The organism is Ginsengibacter sp. (assembly GCF_057362405.1).
This window is the reverse complement of the sequence record NZ_JBMQQG010000139.1, coordinates 1-19,525: the sequence shown is the minus strand read 5'-3', so window position 1 is coordinate 19,525 and position 19,525 is coordinate 1. Positions and strand designations below refer to the sequence as shown.

Sequence of the window (19,525 nt, the reverse complement as noted above, 5' to 3'; positions counted from 1 at the left end):
TTTGAGATCAAGTACTTCAACCTTATCAACAATTTCATTCGTGTTATCCAACGCTTGTTTAAGATCATCAAAAGCGGTGCTCATCTCTGCAGTATTCTTGAGATAAAACTGGTTATTAGGAAAAGCAAAGCGTTTATTCTTAATACTCACATCATCGTCAGTAAATTCTCTAATAGCCGGCGTAGCCTGCTTTTCGCCTGTATTAATGCATAGCAAGATATCGTGTGCATTAAAATCTTTTTCATCTACATAGTGAGAATCGTTACTTGCAATAACGTTGACATTATATTTTTTTGCAAATTTTAACAGTACCTTATTTACCTTTTCCTGTTCAGGAATCCCATGTCGTTGCAACTCTACGTAATAATCTTTTTGAAAAATATTCAACCACCATTTAAATTCATTTTCTGCTTCTGCTTCGCCCTTCTTTAATATAAGTTGCGGTACCAAAGCGCCAAGGCAGCAGGTTGTTGCGATTAACCCTTCATGATATTTATGAATGAGTTCCTTGTCAATTCTTGGATATTTTGAATACATTCCTTCTACATATCCAAGCGATGTGAGTTTTACCAGGTTCTTGTAGCCAATATTGTTTTTTGCCAACAAGATCTGGTGGTGTCGCGGGTCTCGCTGTTCTTTGGTGAATTGTTTTTGAAGCCTGTGCTCGGTTATATAGAATTCGCAACCTACAATCGGCTTTACTTTTAAAGAACCGTCATCATTCTTTAATGTATGTGCATGTTTTACAAATTCAAATACGCCGAACATATTTCCATGATCTGAAATAGCCAGCGCCGGCATTCCATCAGCAACAGCTTTATTATACAATGCTTTTATAGAAGCAGCGCCGTCGAGCAAAGAAAACTGCGTGTGTACATGGAGGTGAGAAAACTTCATAATTCAACAAAAAATCTTATTGGCAAATATCGTAAAAAGCGGTCGGAGTCTTTTTGCAATTTACCCACAGTAATTGTCCATTAATGTTGTTAAAATTTTTATAAGAACCGGCTATAGAAATTTTTTTGTGTTTTTATAGTTAGAACCTTATCTTCGTTCAGCTTGAGAAATAAATAGTAAAAAATTTCGTTTGGAATAAAATTTGTTTTACACAATTTGTGGACATCCAATAACCAGGGAGTAAAAGAATCAGGAATTGTGTCTTACATGTTTTTTTGTTAATGAACCCCCAATAACCCAGGCCAATGAACAAGCTGAAATCTTTATTTATCGCTGCCGCATTAGTGGTGGTGTTGCTACCCGCTGCTGCACAAACCAGTATTAATGCTTCGCAGGGTGCTCCTTCCGATGAGTATTCTACTCCCAAATTTATTGATGGTATTTCGTTTACGCCGGAAGGTATTTTGCAAACTACCGAAAGTGGGGGCAGCAAAAGCATAAAGGTTGATGAAGCACCTGTTGTTGTTAAAAGCAATGATACGAAGGCGTCAGACGGGTCAGGTTCCTTAATAGAGAAACTAACCGGGCTACAGTTTAAATATGCAATGATGCTAAATGTAGAAGTTGAATCCTTAAAAAATCTATCGCTGTTTGGCTTTATTGATGATTGGTTCGGTACCCGTTATCGTATGGGTGGCAGTACAAAAGATGGAATTGATTGCAGCGCTTTGACGAGCAGTTTATTGCTGGCCGTTTATGGATTTGTGGTACCGCGTACCGCACGTCAGCAATACAAGGCCACGCAACATATAAAAAGAGGTAATCTGCAGGAAGGAGATCTTGTTTTCTTTAATACTCATGGTGGCGTATCTCACGTGGGGCTTTATCTTGATAACAATTATTTTGTGCATGCGTCGGCGAGCCAGGGGGTTACCATAAGCAGCCTCGATGATAATTATTATTCAAAAAGATTTATTTGCGGAGGTCGCGTGGAGGAAAACTAGATTAATAAAACGTATAAATCAAAAGGAGATTGACCTGGTCAATCTCCTTTTAATTTAGGGTCATTCTGTGTTTCTATTCTTTCGTGTTAAAACGTAGCAAGACCTGTGGCGGGTGCCGGAAGGCCGGGTGTGCTATTGATTAGTTCGAGCCCGCCGAAAAATTTTCTATGATAACTGCCGATTGTATTGGCTTTTGAATTTAACTCGTATACATAATAGTTGTTAGCCGCCACTACAATATCCAGGGGGCCGGCATCAGTTTTGGCAGCCTCACTTTCCACTAAATATAGGCCACCCCACGGCGCAACATAATAAGACGAAATATTGTTGGTGGCAGTATTTGTTGTGTATGCAAACCTGCCATATTTCGTTGTGGCAAACCAGCATGGAGCTGTCTGGTGGTCTGGAATCGCTCCATTGACGTCCCTGGGTTTACCGTTATTTCCGACAATGTAAGAAGTTGACGAGCCAGCACCTGCGGCACCTCCTACAGCGTTAGATACGATCATGTAGCGGTCGCGTGAAAAATCAAACCCAAAAGGAGTTTGACCTACAGAAGGCGTAAAGATGCCAGGGCTTACGGAGCCATTATTTTTAACTTTAAACGTACTAATAACATTCGTTGCTTTTTCTGTTACCACTATCCAGTTGCCACCTGGGATAAAAGATATTTGAGGAGCGTCTACTGCTATTGAACTTAAGGTCTGCGTTGAACCTGTAATATCTGTTAAACTACCACCGGCGCCAATTCTGAAGCCGTGAATATTATCGCTTCCGTGATTTAGTACATATAACAGGTTACCGTAAACGCTAACGCTGTTTGGCCTGGTGCCGCCTGAGTTTGCTGTATGTGCGAGTGTGAGGCTGCCATCGCTATTGATTTTAAATGAAGAAACAGAATTACTGCCAGCATTTACCGCAAATAACCAATTGTGATTTTTGTCTACCACTAATGCTCCTTGGGAACCCAGGCCTTTTCCGGTTCCTGCCCCGCCAGAAACTTCGGAACCTTTCCATTCCAGCGTTCCATTACTTTTTATTTTATAAACTAATATTTCATTGTTACCAGAATTGTTACTTTCTGTATAAAGGAAATGACCCCCGTTTTTATCTGCTTGTGTGGGACTATTTAACTCAGAATTAATAGCCGCTGAATTTTCGGTTATGGCTACTTCATCAGGATTGTCGCCGTTTTCCGACATCATCGCTTCAGTTGCTGATGTGGGGTTTGTCGGCGTGGTGAGATTCGTTTCTGTTTTTTTGTTGCACGATCCGATTGTGAAAGCAATGGCTATTGCCAACGACGTTTTTAAAAAATTAAACTTTTTCATTTTTTTTGTTTTGAGTGATTAAAAATTATTGTTGATTATTTTTTATTTTATACATGATCAATAAGTTCTATGCATACCTCTGCCATTATTCTTTTAAAGAATTTTTTTAACAGTGCAATGTTGCTTACTTTAAATGGCTGGTGATGCCAATTTGCAAACCAGCGCTGGTAACTGGTAGTTTACCAACCCCCATACCTTGCAGAGGAATTTTTAGAAATGGTTCAATTCTTATATTAAGTGATTTGTAAAAATTATATTCATATCCCAAACTAAAACCAGTTACCGCAGGCAATCCATAATCAGCTTTCTTATAAACGCCCGAAACTTTTTCTACTGCGCCATTCACGGTCGCGGTATATTGATTCTTTTCCTTTGTCATTATATAAGCCGATACGCCGCCCGTAAGAAAAATGTTAGAACGTTTTCCGGGAATAAAATCAAACCTGGCTTTTAATGGTATCTCTATTAAGGAGCTATTGCTTTCCAGGTTATTAATTACCATCCCCGAAGGCATAGTTGAACGAATTTCATTCATGTCAAAGTTTTTGCCTTCACTCAAATAATTCTTTTTGTTCCACACAATTCCGGATTCAAAGGATAGTGCGTGGTTAATTCTATATCCTAAAAGCAAACCTGCATCGAAGCCTGAGTTATCATAAGAGGCGGATTGAACCTTACTAAAATCAAAGCCAGTAATTACTCCGATATATAAGCCTTTCTTTCTCTGTATCAGGGCCGTTTTTTTATCACCATTTTTTGACGACGCAGAAGTCTCATTCGCATTGACGGGTTGTTTCAAATCACCTGCTTTCTTAACCTCGCTAATATTTTCCTCAATGGCAGTCTTTGAATTTTCGGCACTTTCATAACTGCGTTCTTGGGTTGACTTTTTGTCCGGTAAAAAATCATTACCACCTGTCTTAATCAAACTCTTATTCTTCAATTTAATTTCAATTGAATTTTGAACATAAACGTTAGAACGAACGAAAGCGTCAGTTGTCCCCGCTATAATATTTGTTGAACGACTACCCGAAAATCGTTGTTTCCCTTTTTTATTTTGAATAATTTTTTCCGAAGGATTTGGACCAGGTTCATCTACATTTCCAGGTATAACGGCGTTATTATCACCCGGCTTTTTGTTCAAAGTTGTATTACCCTTTTCTACCGTTGACTTGCCCGCAAGTTTCTTGTCGGATACATTCGGAGTAAAAATGTAAAACATTAACGAACCACCTACAAGCATACACAGAAATAAAATAATCGCAATTCCTTTCTTATTTCTTTTTGTTGTTACAGGAACAACAGCATCTTTGGAATCGTCGGCAACGGCAAGTTTTTTTGCAACACTTTGCCAATCACCCTTTCCATCTTTAAGGGGATAGTTTTCCGCTGCTCTTTGAAACAACTCATCCATATCGTCATCTAAATGCTGCATTCAGTCAATTCTTCTTTTTCGTTTAAGTATTTCTTCATTAAGGCTTTTGCTCTTAACAAGTTTGATTTTGAGGTGTTAACCGGAATCCCCAATGTCTCTGCAATTTCAATATGCGTGTATCCGTCGATAACCTGCATGTTGAAAACAATCCGGTAGGCCGGTGGTAGTTTTTTTACAAGTAATATAAGGTCTTTATAAATCGTCATCTGATCGGCTGATGTGCTTTTGTCTTTAATGTCCCACACTGAATTCGGAATACCTCCAATCTCCGGCAGCAGCATCTTTTTTCGTAAGAGATCAATAGATGTGTTAATCATTATCCTTTTTATCCATCCTGCCAGCATCTTGTCAATATCGTTTTCATTTTCACATTTGAATTTGTCAATGCGTGAGAAAAATTTTACAAATCCGTCATTGGTAACTTCCAGCGCTTCCTCGTAATTATATATATACCTAAAAACAATTTTTAAAGCAAAGGCATGGTGCATTTCATAAAGTATCTTTTGATATTTATGGTCATTTGCCCTGCAACCGTTAATAATTGTAGTTGTTCGCTCCAAAATTTAATTCAAGGGTTGAAAATTTGTCTTAGAAAACAGTTTTCTTAAAATTAATATTAATTGTCGTTTTATGGAATATCAAAACTCTCGAATGATCGCTTGTTTCCGGAATCTATTTTGTTATACGTATTTGCGGGCAAAGGGTTGCAGTTTTTCTAAATAATCTAAAATGGAAAAAAATTGAACAGGCCGAAAATTAATGAATCCCGGCCGGCTATTTGCTAACATCAGGAAAGTTTGCCCTAAATTATTATATGGAAAAAAAATACCCATTTTATTTAAGATCAACAGTCGCTCTTTTCGGTATCATCCTTTTAATTTTTGTTTTTTGGGTGCTAAAAGGAATATTGATCCCGTTGGCATTTGCATTGATGATTGCAATTCTATTAAATCCGATGGCGAATAAATTACAGCAGAAAAAAATTCCTAAAGTAATTGCTATTATTATTTCGCTGGTTGTTGCACTTCTCTTTGTTGCAGGCGTGATGATTTTTGTTTCGTCTCAAATGGCAAAATTTTCTACAAATATGCCTGAGTTGAAACAAAAGTTTTCGGAACTTTTTGGTCAATTTCAGTTTTGGCTCAGGGATCATTATTCTCTTTCGTTGAATAAGCAAAAGGAATTGCTTTCGGAGGCAGGTAACGATCTTAAACCTTTAGTGACTCAAACGCTGGGAACCGTTTTGGGTACGTTAAGTGTAATTGTTTTATTGCCGGTTTATATCTTCCTGATATTATTTTACAAGACGCTTATTCTTAATTTTCTGTATGAAATTTTTGCTGAAAAACATTCCAAACAAGTGAGTATCGTTTTGGATCAAACAAAAAACGCCATACAAAGTTATATGATCGGCCTGCTGTTGGAAGCGATCATTGTAGCTGCATTAAATTCTGCTGCGCTTTTAATACTCGGCGTGCAGTATGCGATATTACTGGGTGTAATTGGTGCTATCTTAAATGTGTTGCCTTACATTGGAGGTATTATCGCAATAGCGCTTCCAATAATTATTGCCACTATTACAAAAGACGGGTACACCACACAAGTAGCAATAGTAATAGCCTACATGGTAATTCAATTTATCGACAATAATATTTTAGTTCCACGTATCGTTTCTTCCAAAGTAAAAATTAATGCGCTTGTATCAATCGTAATTGTTTTGCTGGGCGGGGCCGTTTGGGGTCTTTCGGGTATGTTTTTATCTATCCCATTTATCGCAGTACTCAAAATTATTTTTGATAGGGTAGATGAATTGAAACCCTGGGGCAAAATATTGGGAGATGAAATTCCTGTTCATCACAAAGGACATCTTTGGATGCGACGCAAGAGATCAAAAGTTTCTTTGTCAGAAAAAATAACACAACGGAGTTAAATGTTTTTGATCGAAGGTAAAAAAAGGCCCGTTTATCGAGCCTTTCTCTTATCAAAATATATAATCAAAAACTGGCGTCATCTGCGCTCGGGCCATAACTTCCGGGAATCGGCACATCTAATAAACGAAGATACACCCCCAATTGCGCCCTGTGATGAATAATCTGGCTCATTGTCATTCTTATAACTTCACTTTTAGGAGACGTATCGTAAATGTCCTTCCCATTACGCAACGTCCAGCTTTCATCTAGTTGCTCCTCTTTTGCCGCTTCAAGATGAGTTCGTCCATCGGCAAGTTTTTCTTCAAAGTATTCCATCAATTCTCTTGTGTTATTTATTATGTGAGGCGTATAAGGACTGGTGGCAAAATCAAGTTCGCTGGTTTTTAAGATCATCGTAATCCATGAAGGCAATTCAGCAATGTGTGTTGCCAGGCTGCGTAGCGTCATGCTTTTTGGATGAGGTTGCCAGTCATATTTATCATCCGGGACAATAGAAAGCATTTTACGGGTTGTCTTAGCTTCATCATCAAGTTGCTTAAGAAAAAATTTAATCAGTGACATAATTTATAATTTTTATTTAAGCAAAGAAAACACTACATGCTGACAACCCTATGGCAGCGTGTTTTCAAACTTCAAAAAAAATGATTAATAATTTACCGGTAAAAGCTTCATGTACTCGCTGAGCTCGATGTGATCTATTTTGTTAAAAGGAATATCCGTATCCTTTATTCGCAAAATTCTTGATACTCTAAAATCGCGGTAATCTTTTCTCATATTGCACCAGGCTATCATGTGCCAGTTTAACGCATAAAATACCAGGCCAATAGGTTCTGCCTGCCTTTTGCTGATTTCGTTTTTAGTGTTCTTATATTCAAATTCAATAATAGTTTTTGATGTTATCGTGTTTTGAATAACAGATAAATATTCATAATTATTTACAAAACAGGTTGGCACTTGCAGCTTGATATTATTATTGAGAAATTCCAATTTTTCTTTTTGTGAATTTCGAAGAACGGCTTTAACCTTATTCAAAGCGCTGCTATAATTTGTTTGAATCGACTTATCAGCAAAGCCATATACAATTGATTCCATCAATAAAAGTGCATTGGCTTCTTCCGAATTAAATGCAATCGGAGGCAGAAAGTATCCCTGCACAATGAAATAGCCTTTAGGTTGCTCGAAACTCACCGGTATTCCTTGTTCACCAAGTGCCTTAATATCCCTGTAAACTGTTCTAACGCTTATCTGGAACTTGTCAGCGATTTTCTCGGCTGTTACATATTTTTTTGATTGTAACAAAGTCAATATCCCAAATAGCCGGTCAATTCTGTTCATGTTTAAAATTGATTCTGTAAATATTTTTAGTCAGCCGTCTTTCTGATTTTGAAGTTATGAATTTTGTTCTTCATACGATGCTGTGGGGCGGTAATATAACAATCTGTCTTTATCGTCATCATTTTTTATATTTGTAGATATATAATCCAAAAAATTTGTTGATATGCCTTCGTTTGATCTCGTAAGTAAAGTTGATTTACAAACACTCGATAATGCTGTAAACACAGTTGAAAAAGAAATCAAAAACCGCTTTGATTTTAAAGGAAATCACGTAGTAATCGATCTAAATAAAAAGGACTTTGTGCTTAACCTGGAAGGAGAGAGCGATATGAAAATCGGCCAGATAATAGATGTGCTTATTAGCAAGAGTATGAAACAGGGCCTGGCCGCCGAGATTTATGACTTAAGTAAAGAGCCCTACCAAAGCGGGAAAATAGTCAAAAAAGAAATCCCGGTTAGAAACGGCATAAAGCAGGAAGATGCTAAGAAGATTGTAAAGCTTATTAAAGATTCCAGGTATAAGGTGCAGGCGGCCATCATGGACGATATCATTAGAATTACTGCAAAGAAAATCGATGATTTACAGGCAGTTATCCAGGCTTCAAAATCATGGAACCTCGGGCTGGCCTTCCAGTATGTAAATATGAAAAATTAGCCGATTTTAGTTTTGCAGGTATTTTTTATTTCGTTAGCTTTGCAAACTCAAAAATACATGGAGACTCGTTTAGAGGCAGCCATGTTAAAACAAAACAATATGAAAAAAGATATTCATCCAACAAATTACAAGTTCGTAGTTTTTAAGGATATGAGTAATGGCCACATGTTTCTGAGCCGTTCAACTGCGTCATCCAAAGAAACAGTTACCTGGGAAGATGGCAAAGAATACCCTGTGGTTAAACTTGAAATTTCAAACACTTCTCATCCTTTTTATACGGGTAAAAATGTGTTGGTAGATACGGCGGGCCGCATCGACAAATTTAAAAGACGTTACGAAAAAAGAGATAAATAATAATTTAGTTTTGATTTTTTATCCCCCTCTATTGGGGGATTTTTATTTTATCCTCTCTTCATTAATAAGTAGTTTAGCGAATGAATATTTTGCTGGATGATGCTCCCTTCAACGAAAGCCTTTATCCTTTTGGTGCTGTAAGATCGATGGCACATATAAGAATTGGCATCCTCACAATCTTTGAAAAATGGCAGTTGATTTTCCCGGGTGCAATTTTTGTAAGCTCGGAAGTTGCGCACGATGCTGATATTTCCTCGTTTAATAAAATACCTGCCAACGTTATTCCCTCGACAAATTTTTTAAATGGCCTTGAAAAAGAAACAAATACTTTCCCCTCAATTGAAGATTGTAAAATATTGGAATATCCCTGGCAGATATTTGAATACAATGCATGGGCAATACAACAGGATTTTGAATTGATAACAAAAGGCAGAAAATCTGCAGAGATTCCTTCAACAAATCAATTAATACATGCTGAAAATATCTTTGTTGAAGAAGGATCCAACATAAGTTACTCGGTTCTAAATGCAACTGATGGCCCGATATATATTGGAAAGAATGCAGAAATCTTTGAAGGCTGCTTCATACGCGGTCCATTTTCATTGGGCGAAGGAAGCCGGCTAAAAATGGGCGCTAAAATATACGGTGGAACAACGATTGGTCCTTACAGCCTGGCTTCAGGGGAAATTAAGAATGCAATATTAATGAGCTACAGTAATAAGGCGCATGATGGATATTTGGGAGATTCTGTAATAGGTTCGTGGTGTAACCTGGGGGCCGGTACCAGTAACTCAAACCTAAAAAATACAGGTGGTATTGTAAAAATTTGGAGTAAAGAGACGAAAGATTTTGTGGCGGCAGGATATAAATGTGGCTTGCTCATGGGCGACTATAGTCGTTGCGCCATTAACACTTCATTTAATACCGGTACTGTTGTGGGTGTAAGTTGTAATGTTTTTGGAAATGTCTTTTCGTCAAAATTTATTGATGACTTTACATGGGGCAATGAAGATTATATTTTTGAAAAAGCCATATCAGATGCTAATAACTGGAAAAAAATGAAAGGGCTCGAGATTACAGAACAGGAGATAGAATCACTTAAAAAAATTTATCAAACAAAACATAAACAATGAGAAAACAAATTGCAGCAGCCAACTGGAAAATGAATTGTACTCTTGAACAGGCAAATGAATTAATAGATGGACTTATAGAAGAAAATTTATCGATTACCCGCGACCGTGAGGTAGTTTTAGCCGTTCCATTTCCCTACCTTATGATGGCGAAGGAAAAGCTAAAAAACTCACCGGGTTTTAAGATTGCGGCACAAAACTGCTATACACAATCTTCAGGCGCCTTTACCGGGGAAATAAGTGCACCAATGCTGCAATCGATAGGAGTTGATTATGTAATTATCGGCCATAGCGAACGACGCGAAATTTTTGGTGAGGATAATAAGATGCTGGCGCAAAAAGTCGATATCTGTTTGACCAATAATCTAAAACCAATTTTTTGCTGCGGGGAACCTTTGCAAATAAGGGAAGCTGAAACACAAAATGAGTATGTTGAAACCCAAATAAAAGAAGGCCTTTTTCACCTTAATGAAACACAACTGCAAAATTTTGTGGTGGCCTACGAACCAATCTGGGCAATAGGTACCGGTAAAACCGCCTCTTCTCAACAAGCGCAGGATATGCAGGCGCACATCCGCGGAATATTTGAAGAAAAATATGGCGACACGGTGGCAGAAAACATTTCAATTTTATATGGAGGAAGTGTGAAACCTAGTAATGCCAAAGAGATATTTGAAAAGCCCGACGTTGATGGCGGATTGGTGGGCGGAGCGTCTTTGATAATAGCAGACTTTACGGCTATTATTAAGAGCTTAAAGTAGCACGCATCATGGGATTGTCAAATTATTAAATCTTGCTTTTAATAACAATAGTTTGTGTTTAAACTTGTCGTCAAATTATTAATTTGGGTTTCAATTTAAAAAAAACATTTATGAAAAAAATTATGATTGCTTTGTTTTGTCTCGTGGCAACACTGGGGTTCACCAACGTAAATGCACAAACAAAACCTGATGCAAAAAAAACAACTAAAACAACAACCGTAAAAGCAAAAGAAACAGCGACCACTACCGCCACAACTACAAAAACAAAATTAAAGAAAGATGGCACTGCCGATATGAGATACAAGGAAAACAAGGTAGCAGCGAAAGCTAAACCAACCGGCCCTGTTAAAAAAGATGGTACAGCCGACATGAGATATAAGGCAAATAAAACAACCACAACAAAAACTACTGCGACAAAAACAAAAACTACTAAATAATCAACATCAACCTCAAAATTGAAAAAAGCATTCCATTAACAGGGATGCTTTTTTTATATTATTATTTCATCAATAGGAATTTCCTCTCCCGTAGCTGCCGAGTTCAAATCAGCAGGTTTAAATGAATTTAGTTTGTCAATATATATTACGGTTTTTTCTCCGGAATGATTCCGTTCAAACATAGGTTCAAACTTTCCCCCATAATATATTTCACCAAATACATAAGATGTTCTTGCAACAACAATATTTGAAAACATATCATCAAAAGCTCTTAAAGATACCACCACTTCTCCCGTCATATTTTCAAAGTCGGTTTTAGTAAAATTATAAAGCGGGCTTTTTGCGTTAATCGGGTGTACAACCGTCCAGCTTAAGGTGAGTGCATTTACTGTGCTGAATTCAAGATCAAGCTGGTAGAACCGGTTAACCTTCACGCCATTTTCTTCCAGCGTCATTCCTAATGTAACATTTACTACGGCGTCTACCAGGTTGGTGTTCTTAAAAGGAACGAGTCTAAACATTAAGGCATTCGTTTCTTTATAAGGGGCAATTAATGCATTGTGGCTAAAGCGCAGATACGCAACTGGTTTTGAAAATCTTCCATATAACAGGCCTGTTGCTAACGCAAAACTTAATAATCCTAAAAGCGCTTCAAACGCAGCAACAGAGCTGGATAAAAATCCGATGGGACTAATACGTCCATAGCCAACTGTAGTAAAAGTCTGCGTGCTAAAGAAAAATGATTCTGCAAAGTTGGTGAGCGTGGAAGGTGAAGGAATTTCACCGAGGCTTTGTACACCGATTAGAAAATAGATGGTTGCAAAAATTAAATTTATGCAGACATAAAAAAGAACAATAATTAAAAAAAATTTCCACCTCGGAAGCAATAACATGGTGTGATACCAGCTTATCTTTTCTAAGAAACTGATTCCTTTTTTTTCAATATTAGCCCTGCCGTTCTTATTGATGAACCTGCCTCCATAGTTGTTTGCGTTAATGCCAAAGCCTGTATTAATTTCTGGCTTTGCACCTGAATTTATTTTAGGAATTCTCGCCATAATATTTTGAAAAAAATGTTTTTAAATAGTGTAAAAATCCTACTATTGAAAATTAAGTTCTAAAAGGTAAAAAAGCAATTTTAATAATGCAGCACCATTGTTAAACAAAAGAAGCCCGCAATTTTAAATCCTTATTTATTTCTTCAGAAATATGCCTCTCCAATTAAGATTGTAATTTAGACCAATGAGTAATGAGAAAAATACTATCCCCTCTTTTTACCGAGGATTCCTGAAATTGTTTTCAGGACTGGTTTTAGTGAAGGTATTAAATTTTATATTTTCAATAATACTGCCAAGATTTTACCTACCTGTTGATTATGCTTCCCTTGGTGTTTTCACAGCAACCATTTTAATACTTACGGAAATCAATACATTAAAACTGGATGTAGCGATCTTTTTTCCAAAAGAAGATCAAGATGCACTGGAAATAGTGCATTCCGTGTTCTTGATATCATTCTATTTTTCAATCATCATTTTATTGATTAGCATATTTTTGATCGTCCTTGGGTTTTATAATTCATTGTATGTTTTAACAGCATTGGTTTTGATAACTTACGGTGTAGGACAAGCGCTGAGTGCCTGGTTTAACCGGAAAAAAGAGTACAAAAGACTAAATGTCTCCAGAGTCGTCCAGGCTGCTTCGACGCCGATACTATCATTAATTTTTATATTTTTTTTTAAATGGCATTTTGGATTGATAATGGGCTTCGTTTTAGGGCAAGTGATAAGCACGTTGTATTTGGTTTTTTCTTTCAAGCATCTCAATATTAAATTGATTAAAAGATCTATAGTGTTAAAGTATATTCGCCGTTATAATCAATTCCCAAAATATGGGGTACTGTCTTCCCTGGTTAATAGTATTTCAAATAACAGCATCGTAATTTTTATTAAATATTTTTTTGGTGATTTCAATGCGGGTTATTACACATTGGCTTCAAGAGTCTTAAGCATTCCTGGCGGGATATATTCCACTGCCATTTCTCAAATTTATCTGCAACAAGCCAGCCTCCTTGATAATCTCGCTTTAAGAATTTACTCAAAAAAGATTGTTTGGTTCGGGTTCCTGCTAGGAATCATTCCAGCCATCCTTTTTTTGTTTTTTGGACAATCAATTTTTGGTTTTGTGTTCGGGGTAAAGTGGTTGGCGGCAGGTAAAATGGCACAGTATATAGCATTATGGTTTTTTTTTCAAATTCTAATTGGGCCCGTCGGGTTTATGCTGGATATTAAGCAAAAATTAAAATTTGAACTTAACTGGAACTTCCTGCTATTAATATTCCGGGCCCTGGCAGTAATTGTGGGAGTGCTTTTGAACGATCTGTTTGTAATGCTATTAATTCTTACGGTCGTTGGAATTTTAATGAATTTGCTGCTATTAAGATATGTATTGAAATTAACCGACAACGACACAAACTAAATGATGAAGCTATTATTTTCTGCCTAATTGCTGGCTTTCCCAAGGCTTATCTTCCTGAAAGGCCAAGGTTGCCGGCTGCTTTGCATTAAATAAAAGGTCGCAATCATTATGACTTAATAATCTTACGGATAGAGTTGCCCAATTTATTGTCCTTAGTTAGTTGCCATAATTTCGTTTTACGCATTGTATCAATTATGCGGTTAGGCGAGTTCCATAGCACCAGTATTTCGGTGCCAAAATATTTCGATTCCTTAAATATGAATTCTGGCGCCAGTGTTCTTAACCCTGCCTGATATATTTCTTTCATATGCTGCATATTTGTGAAAGCCACTTTATTGTCAAATACCGCAACGGGAATTAGTTTTGAGTTGCCGCCTAATAAATATTTGCACGTTCCTTCCGATACTCCAGGCCACTGATCCTCGAAAACGTCGTCGACAATTATTATTCCGCCATTAGAAATTGTATTTTCAGCTACTTCTAAATCGTGATAAACTATTTCGGCTGTGTGCCCGCCATCAATTGAGAAAATTTTTATTGTACCATTAGCATCCTTTAATACTTGTTCGGGCGCAAGAGATAAAGAATTCTTGAGAATGACATTAATTCTGGGTAAATCACATTTATGTTTATTCAGATTGGAAAGCAATTTTTCTTTATCACCCTCACCGGATTTATCAACATTTTGGTCTTGCATCTCAAATAGATCATACGCAACGGACTTTTCATGCCCGTTGGTAAGCAAATGAAGTAAAATAAATGAACGTCCGTGATGAACCCCAATTTCGCAAACAGCACCAGTAATTTTATTCTGACTCTGGATTTCCGATAGTTTTACAATAGTTTTTAGTGCCAAATATGAAAAAAACCCTTCGACGTTTCTATATCCATGTGTAATATACTTTTTTAGATTATCGGTCATAAACCTGCCCAATTATTAACTAGTGATTGATAATTATTGAAATTAGCTTAAAAAGTGAGATGCCTCAAAAAATATGTTGGCTCCCTATTCGACCTTAAATGCTAATCAACGTCAATATTTCAGCTGGAACCGGTAGTGATCAGCTGGAGATATAAACTTTAATAATATTTGTTATTTCATTTTGCTACAAACAACTAACGGAAACCATTTATCATGCCCATTCATCAATGCCGTTTCATTACCTTTGCAGCGTTTTTAAATTATCTTTCCAAAAAATGAAGAACATAAGAAATTTTTGCATTATTGCACATATTGACCATGGGAAAAGCACCCTTGCCGACCGCTTGTTGGAATTTACGCATACAATCACCGATCGTGAAATGCAGGCCCAGGTTTTGGATGATATGGACCTGGAAAGAGAGAAAGGTATTACCATAAAAAGCCATGCCATTCAAATAAACTATCCATTCCGTGGAACTGAGTATGTGCTGAATCTCATCGATACGCCCGGCCATGTTGACTTTAGCTATGAAGTGAGCAGGGCGTTGGCTGCGTGCGAAGGAGCTTTGTTGTTGGTAGATGCTACGCAAGGCATACAGGCGCAAACAATTTCAAACTTATACCTGGCTATTGACAATGACCTTGAGATAATTCCCGTTATTAATAAAATTGATATGGACGGCGCCATGATTCCTGAAGTTGAGGACCAGATAATAGAATTGACGGGATGCAAACATGAAGATATTTTACATGCCAGCGCCAAAACGGGTATCGGCATCGAAGAAATACTAACGGCCATCATTAATCGCATTCCTGCTCCGAAAGGAGCTTATGATGCGCCGCTGCAGGCGTTAATATTCGACAGTGTTTTCAATAGTTTCCGCGGAATTATTGTTTATTACCGGGTTTTCAATGGTGTGCTCAAAAAAGGCGATAAGATTAAATTTTCTAATACCGGCAAAGAATATGGGGCCGATGAAGTAGGCATTTTAAAGATTGGCTTGTCGCCAAGGCAGGAGGTAAAAGCCGGGGACGTCGGTTACATTATTACAGGCATTAAAAATGCTAAAGAAGTAAAAGTGGGCGATACAATTACAACAACAGTTAATCCATGTAAAGAATCTATCAAAGGTTTCGAAGAGGTTAAACCAATGGTATTTGCGGGAATCTTCCCGGTTAATACTGATGAATTTGAGGAGTTAAGAGACTGCATGGAAAAGTTGCAGTTGAATGATGCCTCACTAACGTTTGAGTTGGAAACGTCACAGGCTTTAGGTTTTGGTTTCAGATGCGGCTTTCTAGGTATGTTGCACATGGAAATTATACAGGAGCGCCTTGAAAGGGAGTATAATCAAACGGTAATTACAACTGTGCCCAACGTAAGTTTTATTGCCTACACAACCAAAGGCGATAAAATTATCGTAAATAACCCGACACAGATGCCTGACCCCAGCCGGATTGAAAAAATCGAAGAGCCGTTTATAAAAGCGCAGATTATAACAAAGCCGGAGTATATTGGAAATATTATGACGCTTTGTATTGGCAAGCGCGGACTTCTTATCAACCAGGGTTATTTAACGCCAACCCGTGTTGAGCTTACTTTTGAGATGCCGCTTACAGAGATTGTTTTTGATTTTTACGACAGGCTTAAGAGTGTTACCAGGGGATATGCGTCATTTGATTATCATCCCATTGGTTATCGCGAAAGTGATATTGTAAAGATGGATATTTTATTAAATGGGGAGAAAGTCGATGCATTGAGTTCATTAATTCATCGTATACGTTCGCAGGATTTTGGAAGAAAACTTTGCGAAAAATTAAAAGAACTGGTGCCTCGTCAACAATTTCAAATTGCTATACAGGCCGCTATCGGCGCTAAAATTGTTGCCCGTGAAAATATAAGTGCTATGCGCAAAGATGTAACAGCGAAGTGTTATGGCGGTGATATTAGCCGAAAAAGAAAACTCTTGGAGAAACAAAAGGAAGGTAAGAAAAGAATGAAACAAATAGGTAATGTAGAAGTTCCGCAAGAAGCATTTTTGGCCGTTCTTAAATTGGATGAATAAAATATTTGTAAACTAAAATTAAATGCTATGTCACGATTGTCACTGAACGATGAAATGAATATTGAGGTGAGAGTCCTTTTAATTGCGAAAGGAACTGATGAACCCATTACCAGTAAAGATTATTCGGTCCGGCTTTTTGATAAAGATATTTTTAATGATGATTTTTTAGGTGAGAGTTCGCCTGATGCAGATGGACGTGCAACATTTATTATAACAGAACGCCATTTTAAAGGCTTTGCAAAGCTCGATGAGAAACCCGATTTTTATTTTGTAGTATATAAAAATAAAAAAGAAATTTTTAAAAGCAGGGTAATGAAGAACCTCGATCTGAGGGACATTGAAGAATTCAAAATGAAAGAAGGAGAAATTGTTGACCTCGGAACTTTCTTAATCGACGCCTAAAGATCACTTATCTTTTTTCAAATCTTTCACTGGCTTCGATGGTGGTATACTGTCGTTATCTTCTTCTGTATTTTCAGGTCTCCTGCTACTTAATTTCGTTTCGTCTATATTGCCCTGTGCATCTAAGACTGGCTGTGGCAAAGGTTCCTGTCCTTCCGGCGTTTTTTGCGTGAATACTTTTTGTATGTGGACCCATTTACCATCTCTCCAGGTAAGTCCTTCATAATCGCCGTCAGGTATGTAGGTATATTTTTTCTGCGGCTCGCCCGATTCTGAAATCAAATGCTCATAAATAATCATGTCCTGGTCAGGGTCGTAGGTTAAACGCGGGCTTGCATTTTTCTTATATTCCATTATATACCTTGCCCTGGATTTTTTTATAACACTGTTGTCCTGGAAGCTAAAACATGATCCGCCAAATACAGGCTGACCATCATTGAACGTAAGAATTTCAATCACTTTTTTATTACTGCTGATCGTATTCTCAATATAGCCCAGCAGGGTGTAATAATTTTTTCCGAAGGCATGTTTTTCAATGATCTTATAATAGACTGCACCCATCCATCCGAAATTATTGCCAATAGTATCTTCTTCATTTATTGTCACATCCGATTTATCAATAAGCGGAAACAGTTTTAACGAACCATCTTCAGTTCTCATTTGAATAGCACCATGTTGCCTTGTTAAATTCTCATTAATCACCATTTGCCAGGTAAATATTTTAAATGAGCTGTCTTCGGGCACCAGCTTCGAAATCGTGATTAAAGAATCAAAAGGGTAATAGAATGAATTCTTAATTTTTAAGGCACGAACAAACATTTTAGTGAACTGGCTGTCGGCCGCAAATCTTACCGCGGCGGTTCTTCCCTGGATTATTTGCAGGGCAAATGATTTAAGAGAATCCTCTTTTTTATGCAGCTGGTTTCTTTCTGAGTTGTTGATCTGTGCAAAACAGGCACTACCGACTAATAAAAAAGCAAAAACAAAAAGACTCAATTTCTTCATCAAAAAAGTTTAAACAAAGGAAACAGAATTTGCCCGATTATATTGTTAAGCGGCAAAATTTAACTAAGCTATAATGCCCTCGCAACAGATATCAGATCGTTATATACCAGGTCAATATCGGGATGTGTTAAAGCAACTTCTTTCCTTGTAGTCGGTAAAAAGATATTAATGCCGATATTTAGATTTCTGCCAAACTTCATATCGCTTAAAGTGTTTCCAATCATAATACTTTTGGAGAAATTAATCTCGGGGAAATCCTTCTGTGCCTGCAAACCCATACCGGGATTGGGTTTCCTGTTGGGACTTTCGGTTTCAAAATCTACTGAATAATATATTTTATCAATTCGTCCGCCGGCTTTTTCAAATTCCTGCACCATGTTTTTGTGAATCAAATCGAGATCCTCCAGTTTTGTAAGCCCTTTTGCAACACCACGTTGGTTTGTTACAATAAATATCTTTCCAAATTTTTCTGAAAAAATTTTGAGCGCATCTTTCACGCCATCATAAAATTTAAATTCTTCCCATTTATGAATATAATCTTCATGCTTTTCATCATTAATAACACCGTCACGATCAAGAAATAAGGTCCATGTTTTATCTATCTTTTTTAGACGAGATACATTTGGATAATTCTCTAATTCAGTTCCCTCTCCATCGGAGAGGGGTTGGGGTGAGGCTTCTTCTGAACTAAATTCTCTCTGTGCTCTTTCATAATCTTCCGGAATACCAATGTCAATAAAATATTCATCCTGGATTAAGCCGAACATCCTGCTTTTGCCTACAAATTTTTCTAAATAATCTTTCTCAAAAGAAAATTTATCGGCAAGATTATTGTTTAAAAAAGATTCTGTATTTAGCGCATACACGCCACCGTTAATTAAGCCTGTTTCATAAAATTGTTTTTCGTTAAATGATACTATTAAATTAATTTCATTTAGTTCAACAACACCATACCTGTCAAAATTCTTCATTGGTTTCAAACACAAAGTACAATCTGAATTGTGTTGCACATGGAAATTATCCAGTTCACTTATGTCCACCTTAAATAAGGTGTCGCCGTTGCACACCAGTATATTTTTTTCAGCAGTTTTTTGTAAAGCCAATTTTACTGCGCCACCTGTGCCTAAAGGTTCTTTTTCTACTGAGAATTGAAAGTCTGTGCCTGCATAATTGTTCGCTATAAAACTTGTAATACTGTCACTTTTGTAGCCTACCGAAAAAATGAAACTTTCAATGCCATTATGTTGAAGATGAGCTATAACGTAGTGCAGGAAGGGATTTCCGGCAACTGGTGCCATGCATTTCGGAACGTCAGAGACTACGGAACGAAGTCTTGTGCCAAGTCCGCCTGCCAAGATAATAGCTTGCTTAATCATTAGTTTCTG

Annotated in this window: 20 protein-coding genes; 10 read left to right on the top strand and 10 right to left on the bottom strand. The window is 37.2% G+C overall.

The features are described from left to right. Positions 1–897: PHP domain-containing protein (locus tag ACO1O5_RS11340; protein WP_486270257.1), on the bottom strand; the 897-nt coding region annotated here is incomplete at its 3' end. A 305-nt stretch (positions 898–1,202) separates the two neighbouring features. Here ACO1O5_RS11340 and ACO1O5_RS11335 point away from each other — a divergent pair. Then, on the top strand, positions 1,203–1,901 hold the full coding sequence (locus tag ACO1O5_RS11335) for a C40 family peptidase (protein WP_486270255.1): 699 nt from the start codon (positions 1,203–1,205) through the stop codon (positions 1,899–1,901). An 86-nt stretch (positions 1,902–1,987) separates the two neighbouring features. Here ACO1O5_RS11335 and ACO1O5_RS11330 read toward each other — a convergent pair whose 3' ends face one another. The 3 genes from ACO1O5_RS11330 to ACO1O5_RS11320 all read right to left on the bottom strand — a co-directional run bounded on the left by ACO1O5_RS11330 (position 1,988) and on the right by ACO1O5_RS11320 (position 5,227). Then, the gene (locus tag ACO1O5_RS11330; RefSeq protein ID WP_486270253.1) at positions 1,988–3,232 is read right to left on the bottom strand and encodes a lactonase family protein; all 1,245 of its coding nucleotides are present in this window, start codon (positions 3,230–3,232) and stop codon (positions 1,988–1,990) included. 124 nt (positions 3,233–3,356) lie between these two features. Then, complete coding sequence (locus ACO1O5_RS11325) at positions 3,357–4,667, bottom strand: outer membrane beta-barrel protein (RefSeq protein WP_486270252.1); 1,311 nt, start codon at positions 4,665–4,667, stop codon at positions 3,357–3,359. Further along, positions 4,655–5,227, bottom strand: a complete 573-nt coding sequence (locus ACO1O5_RS11320) for an RNA polymerase sigma factor (protein ID WP_486270250.1) — start codon at positions 5,225–5,227, stop codon at positions 4,655–4,657. Before ACO1O5_RS11320 ends, ACO1O5_RS11325 begins: the two co-directional genes overlap by 13 nt. A 254-nt stretch (positions 5,228–5,481) precedes the next feature. Here ACO1O5_RS11320 and ACO1O5_RS11315 point away from each other — a divergent pair, with 254 nt between their 5' ends. Continuing rightward, positions 5,482–6,597 carry an AI-2E family transporter gene (locus ACO1O5_RS11315; RefSeq protein WP_486270249.1) on the top strand — a complete coding sequence of 372 codons (1,116 nt, stop codon included), beginning with the start codon at positions 5,482–5,484 and terminating at the stop codon, positions 6,595–6,597. Between the two features lie 64 nt (positions 6,598–6,661). Here ACO1O5_RS11315 and ACO1O5_RS11310 read toward each other — a convergent pair whose 3' ends face one another. Next, positions 6,662–7,159 carry a DinB family protein gene (locus ACO1O5_RS11310; RefSeq protein WP_486270247.1) on the bottom strand — a complete coding sequence of 166 codons (498 nt, stop codon included), beginning with the start codon at positions 7,157–7,159 and terminating at the stop codon, positions 6,662–6,664. An 84-nt stretch (positions 7,160–7,243) separates the two neighbouring features. Continuing rightward, positions 7,244–7,933 (bottom strand): helix-turn-helix transcriptional regulator, encoded by a 690-nt coding sequence (locus tag ACO1O5_RS11305; RefSeq protein ID WP_486270245.1) that lies wholly within the window; start codon positions 7,931–7,933, stop codon positions 7,244–7,246. 163 nt (positions 7,934–8,096) lie between these two features. Between ACO1O5_RS11305 and ACO1O5_RS11300 the strand changes: the two genes are divergently transcribed. The 5 genes from ACO1O5_RS11300 to ACO1O5_RS11280 all read left to right on the top strand — a co-directional run bounded on the left by ACO1O5_RS11300 (position 8,097) and on the right by ACO1O5_RS11280 (position 11,270). Beyond that, a complete protein-coding gene (locus ACO1O5_RS11300; protein ID WP_486270243.1) occupies positions 8,097–8,588 on the top strand; it encodes a YajQ family cyclic di-GMP-binding protein in 492 nt (163 codons plus the stop codon). 99 nt (positions 8,589–8,687) lie between these two features. Then, positions 8,688–8,942, top strand: coding sequence for a type B 50S ribosomal protein L31 (locus tag ACO1O5_RS11295; protein ID WP_486270241.1), 255 nt, complete (start codon positions 8,688–8,690; stop codon positions 8,940–8,942). An 80-nt stretch (positions 8,943–9,022) separates the two neighbouring features. After that, positions 9,023–10,075, top strand: a complete 1,053-nt coding sequence (locus tag ACO1O5_RS11290) for a putative sugar nucleotidyl transferase (RefSeq protein ID WP_486270240.1) — start codon at positions 9,023–9,025, stop codon at positions 10,073–10,075. Beyond that, positions 10,072–10,833: a triose-phosphate isomerase gene (gene tpiA / locus ACO1O5_RS11285; protein ID WP_486270238.1), complete on the top strand. Its 762-nt coding sequence runs from the start codon at positions 10,072–10,074 to the stop codon at positions 10,831–10,833. The genes ACO1O5_RS11290 and tpiA overlap by 4 nt, the downstream gene beginning before the upstream one ends. Positions 10,834–10,943: 110 nt before the next feature. Further along, positions 10,944–11,270 (top strand): hypothetical protein, encoded by a 327-nt coding sequence (locus ACO1O5_RS11280; RefSeq protein ID WP_486270236.1) that lies wholly within the window; start codon positions 10,944–10,946, stop codon positions 11,268–11,270. A 53-nt stretch (positions 11,271–11,323) separates the two neighbouring features. Here ACO1O5_RS11280 and ACO1O5_RS11275 read toward each other — a convergent pair whose 3' ends face one another. Then, the gene (locus tag ACO1O5_RS11275; RefSeq protein WP_486270234.1) at positions 11,324–12,328 is read right to left on the bottom strand and encodes an ion channel; all 1,005 of its coding nucleotides are present in this window, start codon (positions 12,326–12,328) and stop codon (positions 11,324–11,326) included. Between the two features lie 184 nt (positions 12,329–12,512). Here ACO1O5_RS11275 and ACO1O5_RS11270 point away from each other — a divergent pair, with 184 nt between their 5' ends. Next, on the top strand, positions 12,513–13,745 hold the full coding sequence (locus tag ACO1O5_RS11270; RefSeq protein WP_486270232.1) for an oligosaccharide flippase family protein: 1,233 nt from the start codon (positions 12,513–12,515) through the stop codon (positions 13,743–13,745). 106 nt (positions 13,746–13,851) lie between these two features. On the opposite strand, the gene ACO1O5_RS11265 is transcribed toward ACO1O5_RS11270, so the two are convergent. Beyond that, the gene (locus ACO1O5_RS11265) at positions 13,852–14,667 is read right to left on the bottom strand and encodes a class I SAM-dependent methyltransferase (protein WP_486270230.1); all 816 of its coding nucleotides are present in this window, start codon (positions 14,665–14,667) and stop codon (positions 13,852–13,854) included. 275 nt (positions 14,668–14,942) lie between these two features. On the opposite strand from ACO1O5_RS11265, the gene lepA reads away from it, so the two are divergent. Continuing rightward, positions 14,943–16,733, top strand: a complete 1,791-nt coding sequence (gene lepA, locus ACO1O5_RS11260; protein WP_486270229.1) for a translation elongation factor 4 — start codon at positions 14,943–14,945, stop codon at positions 16,731–16,733. A gap of 27 nt (positions 16,734–16,760) precedes the next feature. Continuing rightward, positions 16,761–17,135 (top strand): hypothetical protein, encoded by a 375-nt coding sequence (locus tag ACO1O5_RS11255; RefSeq protein WP_486270228.1) that lies wholly within the window; start codon positions 16,761–16,763, stop codon positions 17,133–17,135. A gap of 3 nt (positions 17,136–17,138) precedes the next feature. On the opposite strand, the gene ACO1O5_RS11250 is transcribed toward ACO1O5_RS11255, so the two are convergent. Together ACO1O5_RS11250 and ACO1O5_RS11245 are read right to left on the bottom strand one after the other, a co-directional pair. Beyond that, entirely contained in the window at positions 17,139–18,140 is a 1,002-nt protein-coding gene (locus tag ACO1O5_RS11250) for a hypothetical protein (RefSeq protein WP_486270226.1), read from the bottom strand. A 68-nt stretch (positions 18,141–18,208) separates the two neighbouring features. Then, positions 18,209–19,525 (bottom strand): HAD-IIIA family hydrolase (locus ACO1O5_RS11245; RefSeq protein WP_486270224.1); only part of this gene is annotated, 1,317 nt, incomplete at its 5' end.